Source organism: Paenibacillus sp. P4_A7 (assembly GCF_056402455.1).
Genome location: NZ_JBFUHJ010000055.1, coordinates 1 through 25,001, shown reverse-complemented (window position 1 = coordinate 25,001; position 25,001 = coordinate 1). Strand labels below are relative to the sequence as shown.

The following is a 25,001-nucleotide window of genomic DNA, read 5'->3' as shown; positions in this document are numbered from 1 at the left end:
TAGTATGCTCCGCTCTGAAAAAACCATTTTCATTTAAGTTTTTATGAACGGTTGCTGCATGATAATGATTAAATTCCCTTTTTAAAAAAGTAGAGTTACTAACTAACTCATTGTATTTCTCAATATATTTTTGAATTTGTTTGCGAAAATCGCCTGTTTCAAGAAAAGCTATTACCTTTTCATCAAATATCTTCTTGTAAACAATCTGATTATAAGTAACTGGTGCTCCGTCCTGTATGGTCGAAAATAACTGCTCAAAAACATTCAGTAGATTCGTACCATTAAAAGAAGCTAATATTTCTTCCTCTATACCATTCTTGATACCCGATGCTTTTTTCAACTCTTTTATCAGCTTCTCTTTTTCTATATCTATTTTCTCATGTATTTCAGCATACTTTTTTCGTAATTCTTCCCTTACTAATAAAGTTGACATTTTATCCGACTTATAAGAAGATTCTAATGGTCGTATAACAAAAATAGACTCACGATTAATATTATTTTCGCTAGCATCTGTAATTTTACGGTTAGAAACCCGCTCTCTGTATATCAGATCCTTAGACTCTAAATCTTTACTATAATCATCGAATACATTTGCAAATGATGTTTTCATTACTCCATTTGGTGCATAAATTATGTGAGTAGATTGTTGATCAGTAAAATCGAAATGGCTTTCAAAACTGTTTATTCCATAACAATTTTCAATTTTTATACTAACCTTCTGCAAAATCCTTCCCCCTAATTATCATTTGTTCAATTATCAATTAAAATGGAAGACCTTAACTGAATATTCGACATTTACCTCAAATTTCCTTTTAATTCAAAAAGGAACAAGTGTTTTCACCTGTTCCTGATCTTTTTACTTTTTATATTTTTAACAATCCGCTAATTTCTAACATACTATAACCATTTTATAGGAATACCAGACTGCCAATAAAATGTCGCTTCCGTCACAAAGGTCTTGATTACTCTTCTTTTATAGCATCTTCTTCTAGTTTATTAAGTTTATTTAATGATGATAGCAATTGTTCTGTATTCATAAAACCCGCATTTTTTAATACCCTTCGTCCTTTAGGTACAAATTCTGTAAGAGGATCTAGTTTATCCAAAATTCTTTTAACTAGTCTGGTTGCAATTTAAGTCGCTCCTTTTGGTTTTCTCATCGGAAAGATGAGCTGATTTTTCAAAATTCGCCCTATTTATGATAAGGTTCAGCTTAACGGGTCTATCGGCGAAAAATAAATAGAGCTGGCCGTGGCCAACTCTTTACTCATCATCAAAATTCCGGAGAAACAAAATCCTGTTCTATTCACTCCTCTTTAAATCTTGTTCAATCTCTCCAATAGAGTTAAGCATAATTTTTAGATTATATTTACGAAGGGGCTGTAACTGCTCCTTCTGAATCATTTTCTGAAGCTGTTCTCCCATGCTCTCATAAACTATCGATTTGTCTTTCCTATTACTCATATTAATAATATCCGATCGATTCTTAATTGCATTTCTTAAAGCAATTAACTTACTATTCTCTTTAATGTTTCTTATCGCATGCACAAATTCCTCAGCGCTTATATATTCAAAAAATTCAGCGGTTTGGATACGCCCTTCTATTAACCCTATCAATTTATCAGGACTAGAGGCAACTGTTATAATTGCTTCATTAATTTGATTTTTCCACCAAACTGCATTTATTTTGCGATCAATGTTCCATATCTGTTCCGTCATATACTGTTGGAAATTCTCAATGTGTTCCGGCTCAATAATAAATGTGCTTCTTAGATCATCGGAACTGTCAGGCGGGATTAAATTGTTAATCATACCTTCTTGAAATATAATTTGTAACTCCGTTTTGGTTTCGTTTATTAAATATTCATCGATAAAATGTTCAAAAAGACTATAAAACTGAGAAAAATTATTTACTCCTACTTTTCCTGCTCTAATACGCTGAAGTGTGAGTCGAGAGCATTCTTCAAATTCGCACTGATTCATTTCGTAGTATTTTTCAAATAGCTTTACTTCTGGTGACTTTTCTAAGGTCTCGGTTAATTTTGTTTCAGTAGCAAATTCAACTTCATTAAAATAACCCGTAATTAGATATTCTGTAATTGAAGCATACCCAATAAGTGAAATTGATGTTTCGTCATAATATTTGGATATAAATATTTCAGAAAATATTACTTCTTGATCCTGATTCCTTTTTAAACTTTTTCTTTTACATAATCTAATTTGTTCTAATGTGATTTTGACTGTTTTCATTGATAAAAGTTGTTCTTTAGAAAATTTTCCGGATTTGATTTCCGCTGTAAAGGCGATTGTGTATATTAGAAGTTTTTTAGCAACATATTCTACATCTTTTTGTCCTAACTTAGTCAATTGTTGATAAATAAAAAGAAAATCAGATAAAGCCTGGTTGAGCGATCTTAGATTCTTATGTTTAGTCATTCTGAAAACATTTGTGATTAACTTCTTGTGAGAAGATAAAAAGCGATAGTAACTTTCCTGAAGGCGGTATACTTCAATTAACGATAAAGTACTTATTTCCTCAATAGGAGAAAAATCAAAGGTTTTACCAATAACCTTTTCCTTAAATCGTTTATATTCCTGTGCTCTTATATCCTTTACTTCATCCCCCTCTATATTATTAGTCTTTCCTTGCTCATCTGCTTTATAAGTTATTTGTTTTTCATCTGCAATGAATATAGTTTTTATCTTATCTTGTTCGATGAATTTATTGATAAATCCAAAGAGCTCCACATAATTTATTTTGCATCTTTCTAAATCATCGAAAATTAGAAGCATTTCACTCTTAATGCCCATCCAAGCTTTGATGAATGGTTGAAGGTCAATGTTTTTAGTACCTGTTCGATATCCAAACAACGCTGTTGCATTAAGTACTAAATTTCCAACCTGCGTGCCTGCGATAATAGRATTTTTGTTTTTCCCCAAAATTGGCTTTACTGCCAGAAATATTTCTTTTTCTAAATCTGAAATTGAGTCTAATCCAAACAAAGAAACATAGATCGGTTTATAAATTATTGATTCATTCTTTTTGGAAATACGTATATCATGTAAAGGATCATACTTTTTGACTTCTATATTACGCATTAACTTATTTTTAACAAAAAACGTCTTCCCTGCACCCCAACTCCCGTCAATTAACAAGGCGTATGTGGTTTCCTTGATTTCCAAGTAATCATTTATCGCCTTTTCTAAATATTCCATCCGGCACCCCTCTACATACTTTTTTAAATTACTGTAATCAACTAAGTATATCAGTGTTAGCTGAAGGAACTTCATCCATGAATAAAACGACCTCCTCAGGCCCCATACAGAACATCCTAGTCGTTCCCCATTTTTTCGCCGTTACTTATGATACTGTTCACCGTAACACTCAAATAGCGAATATAGGGCAACGTTGAAGAGGTGCCCAGTCCCAATTATTTATTATATCTTCAGGTGTAGCACTGGGCTTGTTCAGATCATACTTAGCATTGAAATCGCGTTTGCAAGCCCAACAACATGGCTCTCCCCAGTCAATCCCCCTCTTATCCAACCAGTCCATCCAATGTTCAAAAATCTGGGCTTTTGTTGGCATAGTCATGATTTATACTCCTTAGAATTCTCAATGAGTTCATATCTTGTGGAACAGAATGATCCATGCTCTATCCAAGCATCTGGTGTATAATTGTAGTAAGAAGCTGGATAAAGGAGCGACATTATGGATATCAACGAAGTAGCTGCACTGCGCAAAAAATGGGGCAACAAACCTTGCAGTCACCCCCATGTGGTCAGTGAAACCAGTCATCGTGGAAAGACTGGCGACTATGTTTGCACAACTTGTGGAGAAACTGGATGGGGTAAGGACTGGGTTGAGGATGAACGCCGCCTACATGAAAAGGATAGTTAATATCCACTCGCTACAAACCCAGGCCATCAGGCCCGGCCCGAAGCGTGAATGCAGTGTTATACACCGTTGCGACTATCTTCAATTATGCTATCTCCTATATCTTTCAATTAGAGAACTAACCTTCTCACCATCTATAAATACAAGATTATTTCTTAAAGCATGACTTTCTATTCCTTCTACTATTTTTTCAATTGCATTTTCTTTATATCTTCCCGAGATAGCTATTATTAATTTGGAAATTCGCTGTTTTGATCGAGTATACACATCATAAAAAGGCATTCTGTATGCATCAACAGCTTGTCCTATTAATTCATCAATATCAGATCTTACACCACCTGAAACATCACCAAATTTTACTTGTGCCCCCCAATACTCATATTCATCGAATTCAGTTCTTCGAGTAAATACAATATCTTTTCCATACTCTTTCCTTCCATGATTATAACGTACATTTGAAAATCCTAATTTTCGTACCAATGGGATTAGTATTGATACCGTGAACTCAGCTTCATTATTAGCTTGCTCAATTTCTTTAAATGGTGAGTTAAGCGTAATATCAGCCGCGCCCTCAATTTCTTTAATAATATGCTCCGCTTGCTGAATAACCGTTTGTTAACTCACATTCTACTTGCATAGAATATCTTAGGAATATATAATCTCCATCATCTTCATAAGTTTCAAATTTGATATCTCCTACTTCCTTCTGTCTTTCGATAACGATATCCCTTTTAGTTTCCATATATAATCTAAATCCAATCGGACCGTCCCAATACTTTCGTCTCCCGGAGTCCTCAAACTCAACAATGGCCATATTATTCACTAATTTACGACTGATTGTGTATGGGATAGTATCAAGAAATATTGTATCGTCTTGTAGCTTCTCGCATATTTCTATTCTATATAGTGGGTGAAGTTCGTCTATTCTTATTCCATTTAAAATGGATTTTGGAATAACAAACTTATATTCATCATCTTCAATTTCAAATTCAGTTCAATTTATTACAACTGAAGAATAATCTTCTTCTTCACCAATGTATTCAATCATCATTGAATCCCCCCTGAATTATTATTTGTTCTTTGCGTTAATTTTGCATAACGTTCGTGCATTTCCGAACCCTAGAGCCTTAAGTGAGCGACAGCGAACGGGCCGCTAGACTTAGTCTCGCAGAATTGGCCTACCGGACCGAGGGTCGAATGGCCTGATGCGTGAATGCGGTGTTATGTGAAGATTCACAGATATATATAAATGGTTGCACTAATTACTTATTCCCTTATTGCGTTGTTGTAAAGGGTCGTACCAACCAAACCTTGTTTCCACGTCCGACTTTACATCCAAATCAGATCTATCATTAATTCTAAGATGATATTTCTTTATTGCTCGCTTTTTTGCAGTAACAATCTCTCCGTTTTTCAAATAAGCAGTATTAAACTCGATTGGTACTTGCTCGTTAAATTTCATCAAAATATCTTTTAATTTTCCCCGTCCAGTAAATGTAGCGGGGAAAAACTTAATAAAGGAAACTACTTTAAGGTGTACTTTCTCCCCTTTATCCAAGGTCGCTTCAACATTCCTCTTTGAACTGTGTGCAGCCACTCTATGTGGTGCTGGATATAAATAAAAGGTATACCTCTTCTCATCTTCAAAAACAAAACTTAAAATAAGGTTGTTATCATCATCAATTAGGCTCCCCATTGATATTGCTTTAAAGTAGTCGTAGCTCTCTTCAGCTTCAATCTTGGTATTAAACACCAGGTAAGTAAACGGTCTCTTCATTTCATCGTCTAGATAGCCGTATCCGATGGAAACATGTTGATTGTCCCTTAGTCTCTGAGGCATTGGATTAATATGAACAACTCCATAGACGAACACTACTTTCTCGACTGAAATGCCTATTGCTGCTATCATAATAGCTATTGAGACACTCCAAATAGTGGGTAGGGTAAAAAAACTTACCGATATTGAAATTAATACAACAGTTCTGTTTATGACCTTGACAAGCGTTTTGTATCTTCCATTAATTTCAATTGGAAACAAAATAACTCACTCCTTAAATTACTTCGAGCTTTCGCATAACGTTCGTGCATTTCCGAACCCGAGAGCCTTAAGTGAGCGACAGCGAACGGGTCGCTAGACTTAGGCTCGGAGAGGCTGACGGGCTGCTTCTGATTCCCCGAATCCCTCTGCCGGGCCCGAGGGCGTATGCCCAATGCATGAATATCATGTTATGTGGTGCTTCCGACTTTGTAAGTCTATTGTCCAGATTCCTTAATGCTTTTCTTGGCAGCATAGATGACGTATATAATCATCAGTATTATTATTGCGATTCCCCTATACCAAGGTCCAATGAAAAAAGATATTGGTGATAAAACAAAAATCGAAAATAAGAGCCAATTTAAAAAGGAATGATTGAACCGCTTTTTCAGTATTACCATGCTTACAATAAGATTCATAATAGCAGCATAAATTACAACTGCAAACAACAATGAGATATATAAAGTTTTTTGCGTATTTGATGACTCATTTGATAAATAAGCAATAAAATAAATGGCAACTAACATTAGAATCAAATTGTAGAACGTTTGTATTAAAGGATAAACGAATGGGGCAATCTTAGTCTTAAGATAATTTTCAATGAACTCTACACTATTATCATATTTAAAAGTAATAGGATCAGTTTGATTCAATTTTAAGCTGACAATTTCATTGTTTAGTTTGATTTGGAACTCTTTAATGAGTTCCTTTCTTCTTTCATTATCATTTTCTTTCTTACAGTTAGAACATTCTTTTAATAACTCATATGGCATAATTGAAGATGCTTTAGCCATCTTTTCCGCAACATTAAAGAAATCCAAGTTATTACTCAAATATTTATATACCTCTAGCTCAAGTTCGGAATAGCAATCTAATGCCTTATCGGTTCTTTGCTGGTTGAGTTTTGTATTCTCAAGGTAGCTGTTTCTAGTTTCTTTGTACATCCAAAGTGTAAATAGAATTAAAGCGATGTAAATAAATGCCTCAGTTGAATTTGGAAATGCTGTTTTTATGAACTCTATTACATGCATCATTACAAATCAGCCTCCTACAATTAATTTCGACTAACGTCTTATTTAAGAAGCCCGCTTAATAATCCATAATATACGGTTTAGCAAACCCTCCCTACCTTTCCACAATCATACCACGAATATGGAAAACATTGTCGTATCTGGTCGTACAAAAATCCCCCTAGAGCCTATCTCTAGAGGGATAAACAAACATATCTCTATAACACTCTTCTCCACTACTCAAACAGCTTCTTTATCCCTCGCCAACACCTAATTTTTAGCCGTCACTTATGATAAGGTTCACCTTATCATGTGCATACCACTATTCTCCTAAGTATAATAATTAGAATGTTTAAGAGTTGGCATTAATCAATACTATTAATTAGCTAATTAGTACCTTATCAACTACTAGCTACTTTTTGAGCTTGATTTCCATTTATTATATGAAATTTTAAATGTATTCTCTGACCATAACTGCATAGCATTAAGATAAGCATCCTCAACAGTTTTTGTACTCGCTTTTGATATTTGTAAAGTTCTAGCCAAATCAAACCAGCACCAGGCTTTTTGTCTATCATTTCCTTCAAACAACACGATTGCCCTTTTTAGTAAATCCATTGCGTCTTCACGCAAACGTCTGATTGTTGCCCAATTCTTCTTTTCCATTTTATGAATATCGTTAGCTATTGATATTTTCACACCTGCAAAATCATGTAAAAACTCTGCTTTACTACTATGGTATGAATAGATTTTATTGTAAATAGTGTGTGCTCTATCGTAAATTTTTAGTTTTTTAAATGCTAATGCCACTTCTAAATAATCCTCTTCATAATTTTCTTCTGGAGTCTTTAGAAAAACTTTTTTGGCAGCTTCTATTCTTCCGGCAGTTAAGAGAATTTTATAATATCTTAGATATGGCTGTAAAACTTCCTCCCTCAATGATGCCGAATGGAACTGATCAAATAACTTCTCCGCCTTATCCTCTTGATATTGAAATTGATGATAAAATTCCAACAACTGTCCAACTACCGCCCCAGAATTTGAATTACTTAAGTAGGCTTTTTCTAGAATTGTAACAGCTTCTTTTCGCTCCCCTATAGACCAAAGGTAGGAACTTTCCCTAAGCGAGTGAATAACAAGGTATTTCGGGTGAGCCGGAAGAGTAACTCTAAAGTATTCTTCAGCAAAGTCAATTTTTGGTTGTGGTGATCCGTTCTCTTCCATTTTTCTTCTAATCGTAGGAATTCCGGTTCCTCTCATCTCAGCTAACCTAAGCTCCTTTAAAAAATCCCCTATACGCCTATTTCTATATGGAAATGGTGGTATTGGCGCACCACTTTCAACATGTTCTGGTTTTAAGCCAGGAACAGGCCCTGGATAGCTAATGATTTCTATTCTATCAGGATACAAATAAATTTTGTTTGGGTCTGATGAGTTTTCGTAGCTTCGATGATACGCCGCATTTACAATTGCTTCTTCTAAAGCTTCATATGGATATGCTACACATCTTTCTACTTTTGCTTTCCCAGCAACCTTTTGTAATTGCGTATTAGTTAAATCCTCCATATACCTTAGGACACTTTCAATTTGTGTATTTATAGGTCCAGTGAATCGCTTTTCTTCAATTAAACTGCCAGTGTCATCTCTAAACTGAACTACCTCAAATAAACATCCTTCAAAGTATTTGTTAGGCTGTTCTGTAAAAAACATGAGTCCACAGTTTTTCGGAACTAGTCCATTATGTACTGGACTAACAATTCTAAGCGACTTATATAAGTCTTCATCTGAAGGTATAGGTTCTAAGTTCATTAGCTCACTTTTAACTTCCGAAAGATATCTTTTTACGAGCATTGGACTCAAATCATATAACGTTGCATCTAATCTTCTCCTATCATCATAAGGTGTTTTGGCCGTCAGTTCCACCAATTGACGGAGTATATCCCCTTTTGCAACTACTGAATCTGATGCATGTCTAACATAATGAACTCTTTCTTTTGTATTACGTTCGTTAGGAGCAGTGTATGGCCTATTATCACCCCCAGGAACCCAAATTAAAATAAGATCAGTTTCTCTATACGTCACAGGTACAATTAATGGCTGATAATCTGGATCAATTTGCTTACAAGCAACTCGAATTTCTTGTTGAATTTTATCTAAGTTTAATCCATTAAGGCCTCTTGGAGGTAATTTAGGCTTCCCTGTATCGTTGTCAGTTTCAACCCCTATAATTATATACCCACCATTTAAATTAAGAATATCATTGGCGAATGCACAAACCGTCTTTACAACCGCTAATTTTATTGGTTCAGACCACGTTGCTTTATATTCAATTCTGTTTTGCTCTATCGCTCGTGTATTAAGTAGATCATCTATATTTACATAAGGAATTTCCATAGAAGCATCTCCAATTCTTTAATTTAAAATAATTTTTAAAAGGTTATGTCTAGAGTGCAAATATCCTCCCCTACAACTTAAAAGTACGTTTTCTTTCTGGGGTCCACTTTCGCAACTTCTCCTAAACAACCCCACCATCCCAATTCTCCATGTGAAATTGCTCAGTATCCTTTTCGGCAGAACTAGTCAGTCACAAGCAACATCGACATACAATTCCTCTTAGCCGCTACTATTAACGAATAGTCTGTACAAAATCCATACTGTATCTGCGTAGCACTTCACCTGAACTGCTGTCTTTCCTACCCTGCGCTTGTCCGATATAACTTGATCCAATTCACCATCATTTCCGGCAACACCGTCCTCATGGACTTATAGCCTTGATACCGGAAATACAAAGTAAGCTGTCTATCGAACACTACTACTTTGAGATCATCAAGGGTCGTCACTAGTATCACTTCATCTGGTCTGCATGTCTTAGAGCTCCGATTGAAGGCTTTGGCTGAAGGATTCGGCTTCTTTCTACTACCTGCCGTTGTCCTCTTCCTTTTGCCTTTCCTCTTTTTCGTAGGCTGCAGAAGATCGGCAATTACCCCAAGTAGTACAACAACTACTAAAAACCAAATAATCTCTTTCATGTCGTCCCCCGCTGTGCTGTTCTCCTATTCATCGTACTATATATGGGTATATTTTCCTAMCTAAAAATTCAGATGATAAGTGCCAGAGTAGTTAAAGCCCTCGGAAACCTGTGGTATACATGTGTTTATCGAATCTATCAGCCGATACAGCCTTTCCGACATAGATGGGACTATACTACTGATCTATGTTTATCCCCGTAATATAGGAGTACAACGGATAATTACCAACATAATAAATAGCGTAAATTCCAGCTCCAATGAACCTCCTACGAGCTCGTGCGCTCCCTGGGGAGCTGTTTCGGTACCTTGCTCTGCCGCTCGCCGTTCACGCAGCGCAAGACCCTGTTACACCTGATCGTGAAGAGGATCTCGCTGGACGACAGGAAACGCGTCGGCAGCATCGAGCTCGCCTTCAACGAAGAGACCGAGAAGCGTTTTTTAAACGTAGCCACTTCTACTGAACCAATAGCAAAAAGAGGCTTTTCCTTTGTCAGGAAAAGCCCCTTTGTTACATCAACTGTTAATACTTATCTATGCGAATGGAGAATTTTATATATAGATCCTAAGCCCATTTCAAACTGGGCTAACCCCTCCAACCAATGCTTCTTAATGCTCTCTCAATCATTTCAGCTTGGGAAATCATCCTCATTCTTCGAAGCTCAACGGCAAATAAAGGCCACGGTGGGTGAATAGCTCTATATGGGTTTGAGTCAGGACCAGTATACATACCTCCGCCCGGACCGGTGTATAGCCCACCACCTGGGCCCGTGTATAGTCCACCTCCAGGTCCTGTGTACAACCCACCACCTGGACCGGTATAAGCCCCACCTCCAGGTCCCGTATACAGTCCACCACCTGGACCGGTGTATGCGCCACCCCCCGGGCCCGTATACATTCCTCCGCCTGGTCCGGTATAGGCTCCACCTCCAGGTCCCGTATACAGTCCACCACTGGGTCCGGTGTATGCGCCACCACCTGGGCCTGTATACATGTTACGAACCTCCACATTAGCTTCTTCCATCTTGAATCCCCTCTCTAATAAAGAATAAGCCAGATTAGAATACTAGTAGTAATTACAGCACTCTTCCAATTATATCATAATTCATAGATATATAAGGAATTTCGCCCTACTTATGGTAAGGTTCCCCCCGATTAATCTTCACCGCGCGATAAACCTGCTCCACCAGCACCAGCCGCATAAGCTGGTGCGGCAGAGTCATGCGCCCGAAGCTGAGCTTCTGCTGCGCGCGCTTCAAGACAGCAGGAGCCAGACCCGTGCTCCCGCCAATAACAAAAGCCACGTGGCTTCGCCCATACGTGGCTAACTTATCGAGCTGGGTCGCGAGATCCTCGCTTGACCAGAGCTCGCCATCAAGTGCAAGCGCGACTACGTGCGCTTCAGGCTTCAGCTGCGCCAGAAGCCTCTCGCCCTCTCGCTCGCGCACAATTGCTTCCTCCGCCGGACTCATCGTCTCCGGCGCCTTCTCATCGGCCACTTCCGTGAGCGTGAGCTTYACGAAAGGGCCTAAACGCTTGGCATATTCCGCTATGCCAAGCACCAAATACTTTTCCTTCAGCTTCCCTACGGCCGCTATCTGTATATGCATGCGCTATACCACCAAAAACGTGGCTGGCTCTTCGCATAAATCGCATTTCCGCGGTGGATCCCAGTCAGCAAAATGTGTTTCCTTCAAATCCACTACATCCGGTGCGTCTTCATATTCATCTACAAATCGGTCCAATGCCCGCTCAATATGCTCTTTACATACACAATACATCGTTTATTCGCTTCCTATCCCTAGTTGATGGTTGTCTTTAACGTCTACTCCTAGCATATCAGAAAAGGCCTCCTAATGTGAAGGACACAATTCCTCTCGAAAACCGATCCAACTATTCGACACACTTCGAATATCCGACAAATATTCTTCCTGAGCTAAAGGGATAGTGGAGCAAAGAACATAAAACCCGTATCCTTACCTGTATGATTACCGCTATCCTTACTTCTATCGTTACTTCATTTCTTCGTTTCTTAATTACTTCTACCCTTCTTCCCCTCCCCCCGCACAAAAAAAAGCCACAGCACACAAACGGTCTCCCATTCGCATCCTGCAGCATCCCTCAAACCCAAAACCCAGCTCTAACCTCTTACTCTTCTGGTTCCTTATCAGCAAGCTTCAACTTCGTAACCTTCAATTCCCCATCGCGGTAAAAGCTTACTTCAATCTCGTCGCCAATTTTCTTCTTGTCGTACAAATATTTACGAAGCTCCATCGTACTGCCGATTGCTTGCTTATCAAACTGAACGATAACATCGTTAAACTGAAGCCCTGCATCTTCGGCTGGYCCTGAAGCCTCCAGCACGATGACCCCATCATAGACTTCATCAGGCAGCTTAAGCCCATCAGCAGGAGCACCATCTGATTCTTTATCCGAAGTATCGCCAGACTCTTCACCAGGTACCACTTCTTCACCCATTTCTCCGAGTGATTCCTCTAGATCCTGCTGGCCCCAATATTGTTCCAAATCCATCGTGTAGACACCTAGATAAGGACGCGGCACGTATCCGTATTTAATGATCTTCTCAACGATTGGCATCGCATTATTAATCGGAATGGCAAAGCCTATACTCTCGACACCATAGTCCGAAATTTTCATACTGTTAATACCGACAACGCGTCCGTTCAAATCGATTAGCGGACCCCCGCTATTTCCTTGGTTAATAGCCGCATCAACTCGAATAACCTCTTGCTCCCAGTCGAATACGCCATTTTGATTTAATGATACCGGCACAATTTCCTGCGTTCTACTTACAACGCCCATTGTAGTCGACTCTCCAAGCCCCAAAGGATTTCCGATCGCCATAACAAACTCAGCTGCGCGAAGAGCCGACGAATCACCAATTTCAGCGACAACCTCAATACCCTTGGCATCTATTTCAAGCACGGCAAGATCAGTTATTTGATCCGAACCTACGACTCGAGCATCCCGCTTCTCGCCATTTATAAGTATGGCTTTCACCGATTGTGCTTCAGCTACAACGTGGTAATTCGTAATAATGATAGCTTTGCCGTCCTTCTTAGCAATAATGACGCCTGAACCTGCGCCCGCTTCACGCAGAACGCCTTCTTCCTCAGCACCCTCCGCTTTGCCATCACCTAAGCCGAGCGAGTACAGCTGCTCATTAATAATGCTGACGACAGCCGGCCTTACTTTAGCCGAGGCTGTAATGGTTCGTTCCGAGGGATCTAAATTCTGATTAACACCTGCCACCGGCACGGAGCCTTTTGAACCTCTACTACCACCATCACCGCCGCCAAAAAACACCCCGAACAGTAGCGTTGCAATGATCGCACTAGAAAATGAAGACACAAAAGCAATGCGGACATTAGACCATTTACGCCCTCCACTTTTATAGGAAGAAGAAGAAAAGTCATCCCGTCGTTTTTGCTTAGCAGCGCGCCGAGACACCTTTGTCGAATAAAAATCATCATCGAACAAACCCATCACTATCACCCCTCTCAATATAAAGGACTCAAAACTATTTTTTCGATCTAGGAATGTTTTCGGAATATATGACTAAAATAATAATAGATTCAATTACCAAACCATAAAAATATTTTCATCAAAGGAGAAATGTGATTATGAAGACCAAAACACCTGTTTCTTGGGAGCATGTGCAGCTTGCTGCGAAGCTCGCTGATTTAAAGGATGATCACTATCGAACCGTTCTGACATTAAGCGCTATGCTAGAGTTGTTCATAGAAAAAGGGTTAATGACCAGAGAAGAATTGAGTGCTAAATCTGATGCGCTCGACGCTCAGTTAGAATCACTTATTTCCGCTTCACTTCATCCCATGACGTAGGTTTGTCGTGATATGTTGCACGCAGCGGATTTTCATTTTTCTTAAAGAAGATTCCGTTATCCTCTAATATACTATTCACAGTTAGCATTGCTAAGTCCATCATGTTATGGTCAAGGCTCAAATGAGCCAAATATACACGTTTGGTTCGATCTGTCATGAGCTCTAGCAACGCTTCACCAGCCGCTACATTAGATAAATGACCTACATCGCTCAGAATTCTTCGCTTAGTGTTCCAAGGGTATCGACCCATTCGCAGCATCTCGGTATCATGATTCGATTCTAGTACAAGCACGTCCGAATCTATAATGTGACGCTTAACCTTTTCACTTACATAGCCAAGGTCTGTGGCCAGACTCAGCTTCTCACCATTTTCCTCAAAACAATAACCAACCGGCTCTGCCGCATCATGCGAGATCGGATACGACTGTACTTGCATGGATCCAAATGACAGCTCTTCACCGGTTTCTATATACACCCGCTTCTCTGCGGGTATTTTGCCGACATGCCGCTCCATCGCGTCCCAAGTGGACTTATTCGCGAATATCGACAGCTCATACTTGCGTGCGAAAGCGCCTAATCCTTTAATATGATCGGAATGCTCATGCGTGACGAGCAGCGCGTCCAATTCATGGCCCGCTACTCCCCGCTCACGCATAAGCTCGTCCAGCTTCTTCATACTCATACCCGCATCTACAAGCACCGTCTTATCGTTGCCTTGTATAATTGTCGCATTACCCGTCGATCCACTTCCCAGTACCGTAAATCGCAGTCCCATAGCTACTTTTTCCTGTCCCTTCTCCTGCTCCCGTTAACGTAAAACGTTCGCCGCTGCATCCCCTTGCTCTTGCTCTTCATCGGTTGCTACTTCTCCGCTTATCGCATGGACATAATACATCTTTCCATCCTCTAGCATCACACGCCAGTAGGGAGCCGCTGCCTGCTTCTCTGAGTCAAAAATTTGACCATGATAACCTAATTGAATATTGCTTATAACCGATCCATCCGGTAAATACGTTTCAATTAGACTAGTGACAATTTTGGCAGCTGGCAAAACCTGCTTTGCCTCACCCGTTCCTAACACTTCTATTCGGTCCTGTTGAAACGCTGTTATCTTCTGATTGCTATTGTACAACTCCAGCTTCACATGCTTTACATCAAACATCGGATGACCCTCGACCATCTGGTACAAGACGAACACTCCATTTCGATCCATAAGCAAATCGTATGCATATTGATCAAGACCAGGAATAACATGACCGAGCGTCTTTACGAGCTCTGACTTAGTGAATATGATGGCGCTATCGACCGGCTGGTCTAGCTTCACCGGCCCTTTATTCTCTTCATTGCTCGAACGGAGCACGTACGTAATATCACTAAGCTTCGGTGTTTCAAGCGGCAGATTGGCTGTGAGCGATATTCGCTTTTGCTTCATCAGCACTAGCTTATCCTGCGGTAGCTCTGCTGAATTCACATTAACGTTCAGCTGCTCTCTTATATCCAGCCAAAGCTGATACCCGAGCAATATATTCAGCAGCAGGAACGATATAATAAGCACACTCTTTGCTCTTCCCCAATCCACACGCTCTCACCTCCGCCCTTGTCCTTCTCATTATCTTATACTAGTGATCTTACCCAAACTAAGCTGCTTCACACCAATAGCCGAGATGGTACCCACCTCTTGCTCAACTTTTTTATGCTCTGACTTCATCTGCAAGCTGCCTGTAGCAGCATCGTCCTGCTTAGCTGCCTTATTCTCTGCCGAACCGTCTTCTTCTTTATTGAAGCCGGTCACATTGTCTACTTCTAATTCCTTCGGCGGCACATATCCTTTAGGAAATGCCTGAACAAGCACATCTTCCGTCCCATCCTCAAGCCTTACAGCCCATACAGGTATGAAGCGCATCTTACTACCTTCCATAGGCAAAGGCTGAAGCGCTGGGAACAACGCTACTACCTCACTGCGTCTTTCATAGCTTTGAAGCTGCTTTTGCAGCGTTTCTCCACCAGATAACCATCTGACCGAGCGTGATTCTGTATTCTCTCCAAGTGTAATTAACGACCTTGCATACTCCGTAATGACGCCTTGCTGAAGTGTCAAACGCATATACCCGTATTTAAACGGTGTATTCTCAATTACCGGCAGCTGCTCGATATACTGCTTGAAATGGATATACTTACTTTGATCAACCGGCAACGGATTGACGAATCGATGTACCCCATCCCATCCGCCATGCTGATTAATAAAATCAACCGAAGCATAGACATTATCGCTTAGCCGATTTTCAGTTTTTTTGGATGCAGCCGAATCCGTGTAGCTGATCCACATCCCGTTCTGCTCCACCTGTAATCCCCGCTTGCCATCCGTAAAGATTTGGGAACCGCTGCGATCCTCAAAGGCCCTCGTAGTGCTTGGGTCGAAGAAGAAGCTGCGTTGCATCATGTCTGGTGAGTATACCTCGTAAGGGAATACCATTTCCGTAGCCTGTATAGGCGCAGTCGGCAAGTATAATCCGTCTGATGTCATTGTATATTGCGGCTGGAACTGTCCGAAGCCCACATAATCCTGAACATCTCGCACGGTTAGATCGGCCCTTACGGACTCATACACCATCTGACCATCAGCACTAAAGAAGAACGTACGAATTTCCTCAGTTCCTGTCGTCTTAAAAATCCATATTCGATCTATCGTCTCGTTTAAGAACAGTAGGTCTCCTTCTAGCTTAAGCAGCTTCTGCAAAAGCTCTACCGGAATACCGTTGTTAAAGCGAAGCTCGATCCCAATATCATTTTTACGAACCTTTTCCCAATCAAGCAGATCAGACGGATTACGCTGAAATCCTTTGAACTCTCTACCTTGGATACGTTGGTTCAAGATCATCTCGTAAAACTGTGTATTCGGATAAAGAACAGTATGCTTGTTGTTTCCTAAGTGAATGATTAACTCCTCGGGAAAAATAACGCTCTCCACACTAGTCGGCTTGCCTATTGGCTCCGTATTGACATAATCCTGATCACTTCTTACCGTTACACCGAGTCCCGGCATGCTGTACGCGAGCAAATAGCTTTGAAGAAGACTTAGAACCACAAGTATTATAAGCGCAGATGTCTTTGCCTTTTCCATCATGCCGACTCACCCCCTTCTTGCAATAGAGGGAGTGTAAACGTTACTGTTGTACCCTCATTCAGCTCTGAATGAAGTGAAATCGTACCGCCGTGCGCCTTCACAATTTCCCGGGCAATGGATAGACCGAGTCCCGTTCCACCCATATTTCGCGAGCGAGCCTTGTCAACACGATAGAATCGGTCGAAAATACGTGATAAATCCCTCTTAGGAATACCGATACCCGTATCCTTGACACTAATTGCCGCTAATGCTGCTTCTGTCGGCTTCTTTGCCTCTAATTCTATCGATCCGCCATCAAGCGTATATTTAATTGCATTGGAAAATAAATTATCCAGCACCTGATCAATTTGATCACGGTCGAGCCACGCATACTCCAGCCCCTGTTCCACACGTACCACTGCTTTAATTGACCTCTGTCTGAGCTGGAAGGAAAAACGGTCTGCTACCTCATCCAGCATTTCATGTATATTGGTTTGCCGTCTTCTAAGCGGCGCTTGATTGGAATCCAGTCGTGAAAGATGTAGTAGATCGGTAACCAGTCTAATCATCCGCTCTGTTTCATTGCGAATAACACCAACAAACCGTTCAGACAGCTCCCGCTCCTCAAGCGCACCATCATTGAGCGCTTCCGCATAGCTCTTAATGGTTGTCAGCGGCGTCCGCAGCTCATGGGATACATTTGCTACGAATTGACGACGCGACTGCTCGAGCTTCTCTTGCTCGGTCGCATCCTGAAGTACGGCAATAGTACCCGTAATCCCTTTGTCCCGCCGATGAATCGGCGTAAATGTTACCTTCAGAATACCCTCATCATTATCAGCAGGCTCGTCTTCATCCGTTGGGCGCGACAGCAGAAGCGTCTGACCGCGTCCCTGCTGCTGAAGCTCTAACAGCTGCTGCTTAGGAAGACCCAGTAGCTCAGACAAGTCACAGCCTTCGCATTTGGCGACGTCGAGTAGTTCTAGCGCCCTGCTGTTCCAAACAATAATTTGGCCATGCTCGTCCGCCGCAACAACACCGTCACTCATATTCGATAGAATGGAAGCGAGCTTCTCGTTCTCTTCCTCATTCACCGACAACGCATCCTTTAATCGAATCGTCATATCGTTGAAGGCCATGCTTAACCTTCCGATTTCATCATCACCAAGCACGGGAACATGTAAATCGAATTTGCCTTCTGCCACAGCCTCAGCCTGTCTCGTTAATCCCTGAATGGGACTCGTAATGGTATGTGCCAGCAATACGCCTAGCACGCCTGTTAAGCCAAGCGCAATCAATGTCCCTGAGAAGAAAATTCGATTGACTCGATCTACCGTCTCATACAAATCATTCATCGATGCCACTACATAAACAGCCCCGACTACCTTTTCGTTGAGGGTTACCGGCTGGGCAATCATCTTTTTCCTAATATTATCATCATCGATAATTTCTTCTTCATTATCGGGTATATTTTGCAGCGCGCGGCTAACCGCCAGTGATTTATTTTTCTTCCCGATATTCGACTGCTGCCCTGGCAGAGAGGTCGCCACAAGCTTGCCATTAGAATCAAGCACCTGTACCTCGGCACCGCTTATGCTGAACAGATTCCGGACAACCTGATTCAAAGACTCCGTAGTGCTTTCCGAAGAATCTCCTTCGGTTTCCGGCTTAGCTTCCAAACTTTGCGCCGCGAATTTGGATAAAGTATCAGCCTGCTCCATGAGATTTTTCGTAAAGCTATCAATTAAGGAGTTTTTGACCGTACTAATGAAATAAACTCCGATCAGCTGCATCGCTACCAATATGAGCAGTAGATATATAATAACTAGCTTGACTTGAATCGTGCGAAAGAAGCTCCTGCCTTTCATCCTTAACCGAAGCCTCCGGACTTAGCGTTGCGCATCATATAACCGAGTCCCCGCCGCGTCATAATATACTCGGGACGACTTGGATCATCTTCTATTTTCTCGCGCAGTCTCCGAATTGTCACATCGACAGTCCGTACATCGCCAAAATATTCAAAGCCCCATACCGCCTGCAATAAATGTTCCCTAGTCATAACCTTCCCGCTGTTGCGGGCCATATAATAAACCAGCTCATATTCACGATGCGTCAAGTCCAGCGGCTCACCGCTTTTGTAAACCACATACATATCCGTATCTATAAACAAATTAAATAGTTTGAAGCCCTGAGGTTCTGAGGCAGCATCCGTATCGGCCACACCGTCTTCGTCTCTGCTAGCTTCCGACTTTTGCTGCCGACGCAAATGTGCCTTCACCCTTGCCAGCAGTTCACGCGTGCTAAAAGGCTTCGTTACATAATCATCCGCCCCCAGCTCCAGTCCCAGCACCTTATCAATTTCTGTATCTTTGGCTGTCAGCATAATAATCGGCATATGGAGCTTCGTACGCACCTCTCGGCACACGTCCATACCGTCCTTCACCGGCAGCATCAAATCCAGCAAAATAAGATCCGGCTTTTCTTCGAAGGCTAGTCGAACCGCTTCCGCACCGTCAAAGGCACAGATAACCTGATGGCCTTCCTTCTCCAAATTAAACTTAAGTATATCTGCTATCGGCTGTTCGTCATCGACCACTAAAATTTTTCCGTGCATCGTCACACCCGCCCGTCGCTTGTCCTTTGTATTGCTTCTATTTTAACACACGTTAACCTGTACTTCACAATGAAACTTCCTTCATGTCAGCAAGGATTTACCTTTATTTTTAAGCAAACCGCCAAACAAAAAAAGAGCACCCCCACAGCCGCAGCATAAGGGGTACTCTTGTTCCTATATTGGTATAATTATAAATATTTCGCTGGATTTTGAAGAGTGCCATTTTTGTGAATTTCAAAATGTAAATGTGTACCCGTTGAGTTACCTGTATTGCCCATGATTCCGATATTATCGCCCTTTTCTACGATATCTCCCTTACTTACCTTGTAGGAGCTAAGGTGTCCATAGACGGTTTTATATCCATTTTTATGATTAATAATAATCGTTTTGCCTAGACCAGACTTCGTGCCGACAAATTCTACTACGCCAGTGTCTGATGCCATGATGCCTTTGTTCCCGACAAGATCGAGACCATTATGCATGCGTCCCCAGCGTTTGCCGAACTTACTTGTAAGTCTAGATCCGGATACCGGCATAGCAAATCGACCAGAGCCCTCGCCCAATACGACTTTAGTACCCTTCATTACGATCGACGGAACAGCTTCCTTAATAACTTCCTTGGATACCAGCTCTTCGGTAACAACATAACCATTTTGCTTAGTAATTTTGTAGGTCATTTGTTGGGAGCCTTTCGTCCCTTCCTTAATAACCTTCGATTCGCCAAGGCGCATGTCAGAATTTTTCTGCACTTCAACCTGCGGCTCAATATCAATCACTTCAACTAAGCTCTCAGCCGTCTTTACGGTAAGCACCGGCTGCAGAACCGTCAGATCAAGTACATCGCCAATCGTTATCTTGTCATCTTTAATCCATTTATTGTTCTCGTAAATGACTTCGGGTGAGATATCGAACTTCTGCGCGATGCAGCCTACGCAGTCTCCTTCTTGTACCGTATACTTAGTCGGTTGTATGCTTCCGTTCACAAGTGTCTTATAGATATCTTCCGCTTTCATAATCTTTGTTGGATCTGTGTCAACAACGTCCGTTGCCACCTTCTCCACGAAGCCTACATCTGTGACTTTGCGTCCTGGTGCTTTGTTTGCTGATTTTTGTTTAGGAGCCGCCTCTTCATTGCTTAATGAGTATGAAAGTGACTTAACCTCTTTTGCATTTTTCTGTGCTGCTACGAGCTCAGGTGCAAATTTGCTTTGTACACGTTGCAATATAGTATCTGCTGTCTGTTGGTCCTTCACGATTCCAACAAGCTTGCCTTCTACTTTCAGCTCAACACCAACAGCGTGTGACGTAAACAAGCTCTCTAGCTTGTCTAATGTAGCATCCGTCTCAGGTACTGCTTTGTAAGCACTATCCAATTCGTATGTAATGGTGCCTGTATCGAGTATCATGTTGATATTGGGATTCGCTTTTTGGACTTCCTCGTTTTCAAGTAGAACCAGCTGTTCTACTTTCTCTGGATCGTTTACGGTTCCAACGGCTGTTCCATTCATATATACGTTATAAAATCCGACTGTGTTTGCTTGAACATATTGGATTCCGCTAAAGCCGGCTACTGTGAGGAGTACGAGCGCCCCGCCTRTAATTTGTACCGACTTTTTCCGCCAGAACGGCGTAATCGTCTTACTTTCTACAGGTTGTTGCTGTGTCTTGCCATTCAAGTGTTGCGATCGGTCTTTTCGAAAGTACTGAATCGTTTGATTCCATACCTTCTGTATCCGACCCTTGTCCCTGAAAACGGTCATGATTGTCTCCCTTTCGCGCTAATGCTGCAGTTTTTCCTCTTTCCTTCATGAAAAAAGGCGAATGATCCTGTCGGATCACTCGCCTAATACTTTAACATACGCTTAACAAATGGGGCAACCTTTACGTAACCTTCAAATTATTAATATTTTTTCAGAATCTCCATCATTTTCTCATATTCTTCTTTGTCGAGATGCTGTGCCATAATCTGTTGAACAGCTGTAAGCTCCTGCTCAGTTAATCCATTTTCTACATATTCAGATATCGTTTGCAACGATTCTTGAGGCAGTTTGTTCATTATTAGTCCGAACAATTGCTCTTTATCCTTATCGCTCATTTGGTTTTTCACATCGGTCAAATTATCTGTCGTAATAGCGGTTTCCGTACCATCAATGCCAGCTGTTCCTTCCTGAACATTTCCTTCCTTTGGAGCACCGCTACTGTTCGCTTGCGTTCCTCCGCCTACTCCAATATCGGTGAGCGGCGGCACCTCTACTTGTCCAAAGGCATCCACTGCCAAAGGATCTTCCCCTTGGTCATCAGAATTAGTTGTCGACTGATTTGCGTCATCCTTTGGACTCACGCTTCCATTATCTGAGGATGGATCCTCTTTCGTCTTATTTCCAGCATTTTTCGCAGCATTCTTCTCAGCGGTATCTGTTGTCAGTAATGGATCTGCTCCCCATAGCTTGCCCCATACACCAGACATCGCCATTGGTGGCACCTCGACCGGTAGATTAAACTGCTTGAGCAGCGTCTCCACATAGCTTGTTACAATATATCCTGTCGTCCAGATCGACAAAAAGCTTAATATAAGACCTGACGCTACTAGCTTTGTAAGCCACCCAATCTTTTTCAACATCTAACAATCAACCCTCTCATCCCGCCGCAGAGCAATTAATCTAAATTAGCAGCGTTTACCATAATCTGTTATCTATCATTATGGTCAACAAATGGGGAGGGCATTCTCTTAAATGAAAAAAAGGATGGCCGAATGGCCACCCTTATTATATATGTTCTATTCGTATATTGGACGAACTGGATTAGTCTGATCACGATTACGGCCTACGGAGAAGATAGCAATCGGAATACCTGTAAGCTCGGAAATGCGGTTCAAGTAGTTGAGCGTGTTCACAGGCAAATCCTCAAGTGTTTTCGCACCTGAAATGTCCTCTGACCAGCCTGGATACTCTTCGTAAATTGCTTCGCACTCAGATACTTTTTTCAGGCTTGCCGGGTAAGTATCAATCACTTCACCGTTAAGCATGTAGCCTGTGCAGATTTTAACTGTTTCAATGCCTGTAAGAACATCAAGCGAGTTGAGTGACAAGCCAGTAATACCGCTTACGCGGCGCGCATGACGTACAACAACTGTGTCAAACCAGCCAACACGGCGCGGACGACCAGTTACAGTGCCGTACTCATGACCTTTATCACGAATCAACTGGCCAATTTCATTATCTTGTTCTGTAGGGAATGGGCCGTCGCCTACACGAGTTGTGTAAGCCTTAGCAACGCCGATAACCTGTTGAATCTTCGAAGGACCAACGCCGGAACCGATACATACACCGCCAGCTGATGGGTTGGAAGATGTAACATACGGATAAGTACCTTGATCGATATCAAGCATAACGCCTTGAGCGCCTTCGAACAAAACCTTTTGTCCAGCATCGATTGCATTATTTAGCACAACAGACGTATCTGTTACATAATTACGAAGGATTTCAGCAAAGCCAAGGTAATCGCCAATGATTTGATCAACATCTAGCGGCTCGCCGCCATAAACCTGCTGAATCAATTGGTTTTTTTCCAGCATAACGCTGCGTACTCTTGCTTCAAACTCTTCCGCGTCCATCAGATCAGCAATACGGATACCATTACGCGCAGCTTTGTCCATGTAGCAAGGACCAATTCCTTTGCGTGTTGTACCAATTTTATTATCACCTTTGCGATCTTCTTCAAGCGCGTCAAGCACAAGATGGTATGGCATGATCACATGAGCGCGATCACTTATTTTTAAGTTATCAGTAGAAAAACCATTTTCATGAATATAGTTAATTTCCTCAATCAATGCCTCTGGATTAATAACCATTCCGTTGMCGATAACACAAGTTTTATTATGATTAAAAATGCCTGAAGGAATCATGGTCAATTTATACTTTTTATTGTCAATGAGAATGGTGTGCCCGGCATTGTTACCTCCTTGGTAACGAGCGACGACGTCGGCTCCCTCTGCCAAGTAATCAGTGATTTTGCCTTTACCTTCGTCTCCCCACTGCGTACCAACAACAACTACCGTAGACATAATCATACCCCCGTCCGGTGTTTATAAACACCGAAAATTACTGCTCTTACCTTAGCAGCATCAATTGAGCTCCAAATGAAGACTCTCGCCACTAGCCAAAAGACAGCATTATTAGTTTAGCAGTCCGACTTAAAGAAGTCAAACGAAAAACGAACAATTACACGGTTACCCATGCAATTGTTCGGGTATTCACGAAGCATGTGACGGTTCATGGTGCGCTCGGTCAATGCTTACGAATTTATTGTACTGTTTAAGGAAAACCAGCTCTACGGTACCAACAGGACCATTACGCTGTTTGGCAATAATAATCTCGATAATATTTTTCTTCTCTGACTCTTTATCGTAGTAGTCATCCCGATAAAGGAAAGAAACGATATCAGCATCTTGCTCGATCGATCCCGATTCCCTAAGGTCAGACATCATCGGACGCTTATCCTGCCGCTGCTCAACACCCCGGCTTAGCTGTGACAGTGCAATAACCGGCACTTCAAGCTCACGCGCAATATGCTTCAATGTACGTGAAATTTCAGATACTTCCTGCTGCCGATTCTCGCCCGCTTTGCCGCGACCGGAGATCAATTGCAAGTAATCAATCAGAATCATCCCTAAACCGCGTTCTTTCTTCAAACGACGACATTTTGCACGAATCTCCGCAACGGTAATACCTGGCGTATCATCGATGAAGATTTGCGCCTCTGACAAGGAGCCTATCGCCATTGTAAGCTTCTCCCAGTCATCACCCTCTAAATGTCCGGTCCGCATTCGCTGCGCGTCAACGTTAGCCTCCGCACAGATCATCCGCTGAACCAGCTGAGCAGCTGACATCTCCAGACTGAAGATAGCTACTGTTTCACGTGCGCGAACGCCAACATTTTGAGCGATATTAAGGGCAAATGCCGTCTTACCTACGGATGGTCTTGCTGCCACAATAATAAGATCGCTTCGCTGGAAGCCAGCCGTCATTTTGTCCAGATCTGTAAAGCCAGACGGAATGCCTGTCGTTCCGCCTTGATTGGAATAGAGTTGTTCAACCTTCTCGAACACCTCCATCAGCACGTCCCGGATAGAGACGAAGCCGCCGCCTGCACGGCGATTCGATATTTCAAGAATTTTTTTCTCCGCATCACTTAGCAAAACACCGACTTCATCAGAGTTGGCATAGCCATCGGAGACAATGTTCGTCGCTGTTCGAATTAGACGTCTAAGCATCGATTTCTCTTCTACAATTTGCGAGTAATAATCGACATTTGCTGCTGTAGGAACCGCGTTCGCCAGTCTGGATAAATAGCTGACGCCGCCAATTTCCTCAAGCAGCTGTTGGTCCTGCAAATGAGCGGTCAATGTAACGAGGTCAACCGGTTGGTTGCTCTCAGCTAGCTCAACCAT

General features: G+C 41.8%; 23 protein-coding genes. 2 read left to right on the top strand and 21 right to left on the bottom strand.

The genetic code is table 11. The annotated features are described in order from the left end of the window. The 3 genes from AC1DWN_RS10590 to AC1DWN_RS10580 form a co-directional block, all read right to left on the bottom strand. On the bottom strand, nucleotides 1–724 hold a 724-nt coding region (locus AC1DWN_RS10590; RefSeq protein ID WP_477558868.1), incomplete at its 3' end, for a hypothetical protein. Nucleotides 725–1,302: 578 nt separating this feature from the next. After that, nucleotides 1,303–3,216 (bottom strand): P-loop NTPase fold protein, encoded by a 1,914-nt coding sequence (locus tag AC1DWN_RS10585; protein WP_477558867.1) that lies wholly within the window; start codon nucleotides 3,214–3,216, stop codon nucleotides 1,303–1,305. A gap of 169 nt (nucleotides 3,217–3,385) precedes the next feature. Next, nucleotides 3,386–3,595 carry a hypothetical protein gene (locus AC1DWN_RS10580; RefSeq protein WP_477558866.1) on the bottom strand — a complete coding sequence of 70 codons (210 nt, stop codon included), beginning with the start codon at nucleotides 3,593–3,595 and terminating at the stop codon, nucleotides 3,386–3,388. Nucleotides 3,596–3,712: 117 nt separating this feature from the next. On the opposite strand from AC1DWN_RS10580, the gene AC1DWN_RS10575 reads away from it, so the two are divergent. Then, a complete protein-coding gene (locus AC1DWN_RS10575; RefSeq protein ID WP_477558865.1) occupies nucleotides 3,713–3,901 on the top strand; it encodes a hypothetical protein in 189 nt (62 codons plus the stop codon). An 87-nt stretch (nucleotides 3,902–3,988) separates the two neighbouring features. Here the strand turns inward: AC1DWN_RS10575 and AC1DWN_RS10570 are convergent, their stop codons facing one another. From AC1DWN_RS10570 to AC1DWN_RS10530, 9 genes are all read right to left on the bottom strand, one after another. Next, entirely contained in the window at nucleotides 3,989–4,378 is a 390-nt protein-coding gene (locus AC1DWN_RS10570) for a hypothetical protein (protein WP_477558864.1), read from the bottom strand. 778 nt (nucleotides 4,379–5,156) lie between these two features. Then, complete coding sequence (locus tag AC1DWN_RS10565) at nucleotides 5,157–5,936, bottom strand: hypothetical protein (protein WP_477558863.1); 780 nt, start codon at nucleotides 5,934–5,936, stop codon at nucleotides 5,157–5,159. 215 nt (nucleotides 5,937–6,151) lie between these two features. Beyond that, on the bottom strand, nucleotides 6,152–6,967 hold the full coding sequence (locus AC1DWN_RS10560; protein ID WP_477558862.1) for a hypothetical protein: 816 nt from the start codon (nucleotides 6,965–6,967) through the stop codon (nucleotides 6,152–6,154). A 384-nt stretch (nucleotides 6,968–7,351) separates the two neighbouring features. Then, nucleotides 7,352–9,337: an ATP-binding protein gene (locus tag AC1DWN_RS10555; RefSeq protein ID WP_477558861.1), complete on the bottom strand. Its 1,986-nt coding sequence runs from the start codon at nucleotides 9,335–9,337 to the stop codon at nucleotides 7,352–7,354. Between the two features lie 299 nt (nucleotides 9,338–9,636). After that, nucleotides 9,637–9,972: a hypothetical protein gene (locus tag AC1DWN_RS10550; RefSeq protein WP_477558860.1), complete on the bottom strand. Its 336-nt coding sequence runs from the start codon at nucleotides 9,970–9,972 to the stop codon at nucleotides 9,637–9,639. Between the two features lie 583 nt (nucleotides 9,973–10,555). After that, entirely contained in the window at nucleotides 10,556–10,993 is a 438-nt protein-coding gene (locus tag AC1DWN_RS10545; RefSeq protein WP_477558859.1) for a hypothetical protein, read from the bottom strand. Between the two features lie 106 nt (nucleotides 10,994–11,099). After that, entirely contained in the window at nucleotides 11,100–11,579 is a 480-nt protein-coding gene (gene rlmH, locus AC1DWN_RS10540) for a 23S rRNA (pseudouridine(1915)-N(3))-methyltransferase RlmH (RefSeq protein ID WP_477558858.1), read from the bottom strand. Between the two features lie 3 nt (nucleotides 11,580–11,582). Next, complete coding sequence (locus tag AC1DWN_RS10535; RefSeq protein ID WP_477558857.1) at nucleotides 11,583–11,750, bottom strand: CxxH/CxxC protein; 168 nt, start codon at nucleotides 11,748–11,750, stop codon at nucleotides 11,583–11,585. A 367-nt stretch (nucleotides 11,751–12,117) separates the two neighbouring features. Beyond that, complete coding sequence (locus AC1DWN_RS10530) at nucleotides 12,118–13,476, bottom strand: S1C family serine protease (RefSeq protein ID WP_477558856.1); 1,359 nt, start codon at nucleotides 13,474–13,476, stop codon at nucleotides 12,118–12,120. Between the two features lie 137 nt (nucleotides 13,477–13,613). Between AC1DWN_RS10530 and AC1DWN_RS10525 the strand changes: the two genes are divergently transcribed. Further along, nucleotides 13,614–13,835 (top strand): hypothetical protein, encoded by a 222-nt coding sequence (locus tag AC1DWN_RS10525; RefSeq protein WP_477558855.1) that lies wholly within the window; start codon nucleotides 13,614–13,616, stop codon nucleotides 13,833–13,835. Here the strand turns inward: AC1DWN_RS10525 and AC1DWN_RS10520 are convergent. From AC1DWN_RS10520 to dnaB, 9 genes are all read right to left on the bottom strand, one after another. Next, nucleotides 13,804–14,610 carry an MBL fold metallo-hydrolase gene (locus tag AC1DWN_RS10520; protein ID WP_477558854.1) on the bottom strand — a complete coding sequence of 269 codons (807 nt, stop codon included), beginning with the start codon at nucleotides 14,608–14,610 and terminating at the stop codon, nucleotides 13,804–13,806. The two genes, AC1DWN_RS10525 and AC1DWN_RS10520, sit on opposite strands and share 32 nt — an antisense overlap. A 33-nt stretch (nucleotides 14,611–14,643) precedes the next feature. Continuing rightward, on the bottom strand, nucleotides 14,644–15,414 hold the full coding sequence (yycI, locus tag AC1DWN_RS10515; protein WP_477558853.1) for a two-component system regulatory protein YycI: 771 nt from the start codon (nucleotides 15,412–15,414) through the stop codon (nucleotides 14,644–14,646). A 30-nt stretch (nucleotides 15,415–15,444) separates the two neighbouring features. Then, a complete protein-coding gene (gene yycH, locus AC1DWN_RS10510; RefSeq protein WP_477558852.1) occupies nucleotides 15,445–16,959 on the bottom strand; it encodes a two-component system activity regulator YycH in 1,515 nt (504 codons plus the stop codon). Next, a complete protein-coding gene (walK, locus tag AC1DWN_RS10505; protein ID WP_477558851.1) occupies nucleotides 16,956–18,806 on the bottom strand; it encodes a cell wall metabolism sensor histidine kinase WalK in 1,851 nt (616 codons plus the stop codon). The genes yycH and walK overlap by 4 nt, the downstream gene beginning before the upstream one ends. Nucleotides 18,807–18,808: 2 nt before the next feature. Then, nucleotides 18,809–19,552, bottom strand: coding sequence for a response regulator YycF (gene yycF, locus AC1DWN_RS10500; protein WP_477558850.1), 744 nt, complete (start codon nucleotides 19,550–19,552; stop codon nucleotides 18,809–18,811). A gap of 188 nt (nucleotides 19,553–19,740) precedes the next feature. Continuing rightward, a complete protein-coding gene (locus AC1DWN_RS10495; RefSeq protein ID WP_477558849.1) occupies nucleotides 19,741–21,312 on the bottom strand; it encodes a peptidoglycan DD-metalloendopeptidase family protein in 1,572 nt (523 codons plus the stop codon). Between the two features lie 140 nt (nucleotides 21,313–21,452). Further along, nucleotides 21,453–22,172, bottom strand: coding sequence for a hypothetical protein (locus AC1DWN_RS10490; protein ID WP_477558848.1), 720 nt, complete (start codon nucleotides 22,170–22,172; stop codon nucleotides 21,453–21,455). Between the two features lie 156 nt (nucleotides 22,173–22,328). Continuing rightward, nucleotides 22,329–23,615: an adenylosuccinate synthase gene (locus AC1DWN_RS10485; RefSeq protein WP_477558847.1), complete on the bottom strand. Its 1,287-nt coding sequence runs from the start codon at nucleotides 23,613–23,615 to the stop codon at nucleotides 22,329–22,331. 189 nt (nucleotides 23,616–23,804) lie between these two features. Next, a partial coding sequence (gene dnaB / locus AC1DWN_RS10480; RefSeq protein ID WP_477558846.1) for a replicative DNA helicase occupies nucleotides 23,805–25,001 on the bottom strand: 1,197 nt, incomplete at its 5' end.

What these genes read in the sequence shown, in the direction of transcription:
- AC1DWN_RS10545 (WP_477558859.1), bottom strand. Translation starts at nt 10,993, where the DNA reads ATGGAAGAAGCTAATGTGGAGGTTCGTAACATGTATACAGGCCCAGGT.
- AC1DWN_RS10490 (WP_477558848.1), bottom strand. Translation starts at nt 22,172, where the DNA reads ATGTTGAAAAAGATTGGGTGGCTTACAAAGCTAGTAGCGTCAGGTCTT.
- AC1DWN_RS10520 (WP_477558854.1), bottom strand. Translation starts at nt 14,610, where the DNA reads ATGGGACTGCGATTTACGGTACTGGGAAGTGGATCGACGGGTAATGCG.
- AC1DWN_RS10580 (WP_477558866.1), bottom strand. Translation starts at nt 3,595, where the DNA reads ATGACTATGCCAACAAAAGCCCAGATTTTTGAACATTGGATGGACTGG.
- AC1DWN_RS10535 (WP_477558857.1), bottom strand. Translation starts at nt 11,750, where the DNA reads ATGTATTGTGTATGTAAAGAGCATATTGAGCGGGCATTGGACCGATTT.
- yycH (WP_477558852.1), bottom strand. Translation starts at nt 16,959, where the DNA reads ATGATGGAAAAGGCAAAGACATCTGCGCTTATAATACTTGTGGTTCTA.
- yycF (WP_477558850.1), bottom strand. Translation starts at nt 19,552, where the DNA reads ATGCACGGAAAAATTTTAGTGGTCGATGACGAACAGCCGATAGCAGAT.
- AC1DWN_RS10525 (WP_477558855.1), top strand. Translation starts at nt 13,614, where the DNA reads ATGAAGACCAAAACACCTGTTTCTTGGGAGCATGTGCAGCTTGCTGCG.
- walK (WP_477558851.1), bottom strand. Translation starts at nt 18,806, where the DNA reads ATGAAAGGCAGGAGCTTCTTTCGCACGATTCAAGTCAAGCTAGTTATT.
- AC1DWN_RS10560 (WP_477558862.1), bottom strand. Translation starts at nt 6,967, where the DNA reads ATGATGCATGTAATAGAGTTCATAAAAACAGCATTTCCAAATTCAACT.
- AC1DWN_RS10555 (WP_477558861.1), bottom strand. Translation starts at nt 9,337, where the DNA reads ATGGAAATTCCTTATGTAAATATAGATGATCTACTTAATACACGAGCG.
- AC1DWN_RS10575 (WP_477558865.1), top strand. Translation starts at nt 3,713, where the DNA reads ATGGATATCAACGAAGTAGCTGCACTGCGCAAAAAATGGGGCAACAAA.
- AC1DWN_RS10550 (WP_477558860.1), bottom strand. Translation starts at nt 9,972, where the DNA reads ATGAAAGAGATTATTTGGTTTTTAGTAGTTGTTGTACTACTTGGGGTA.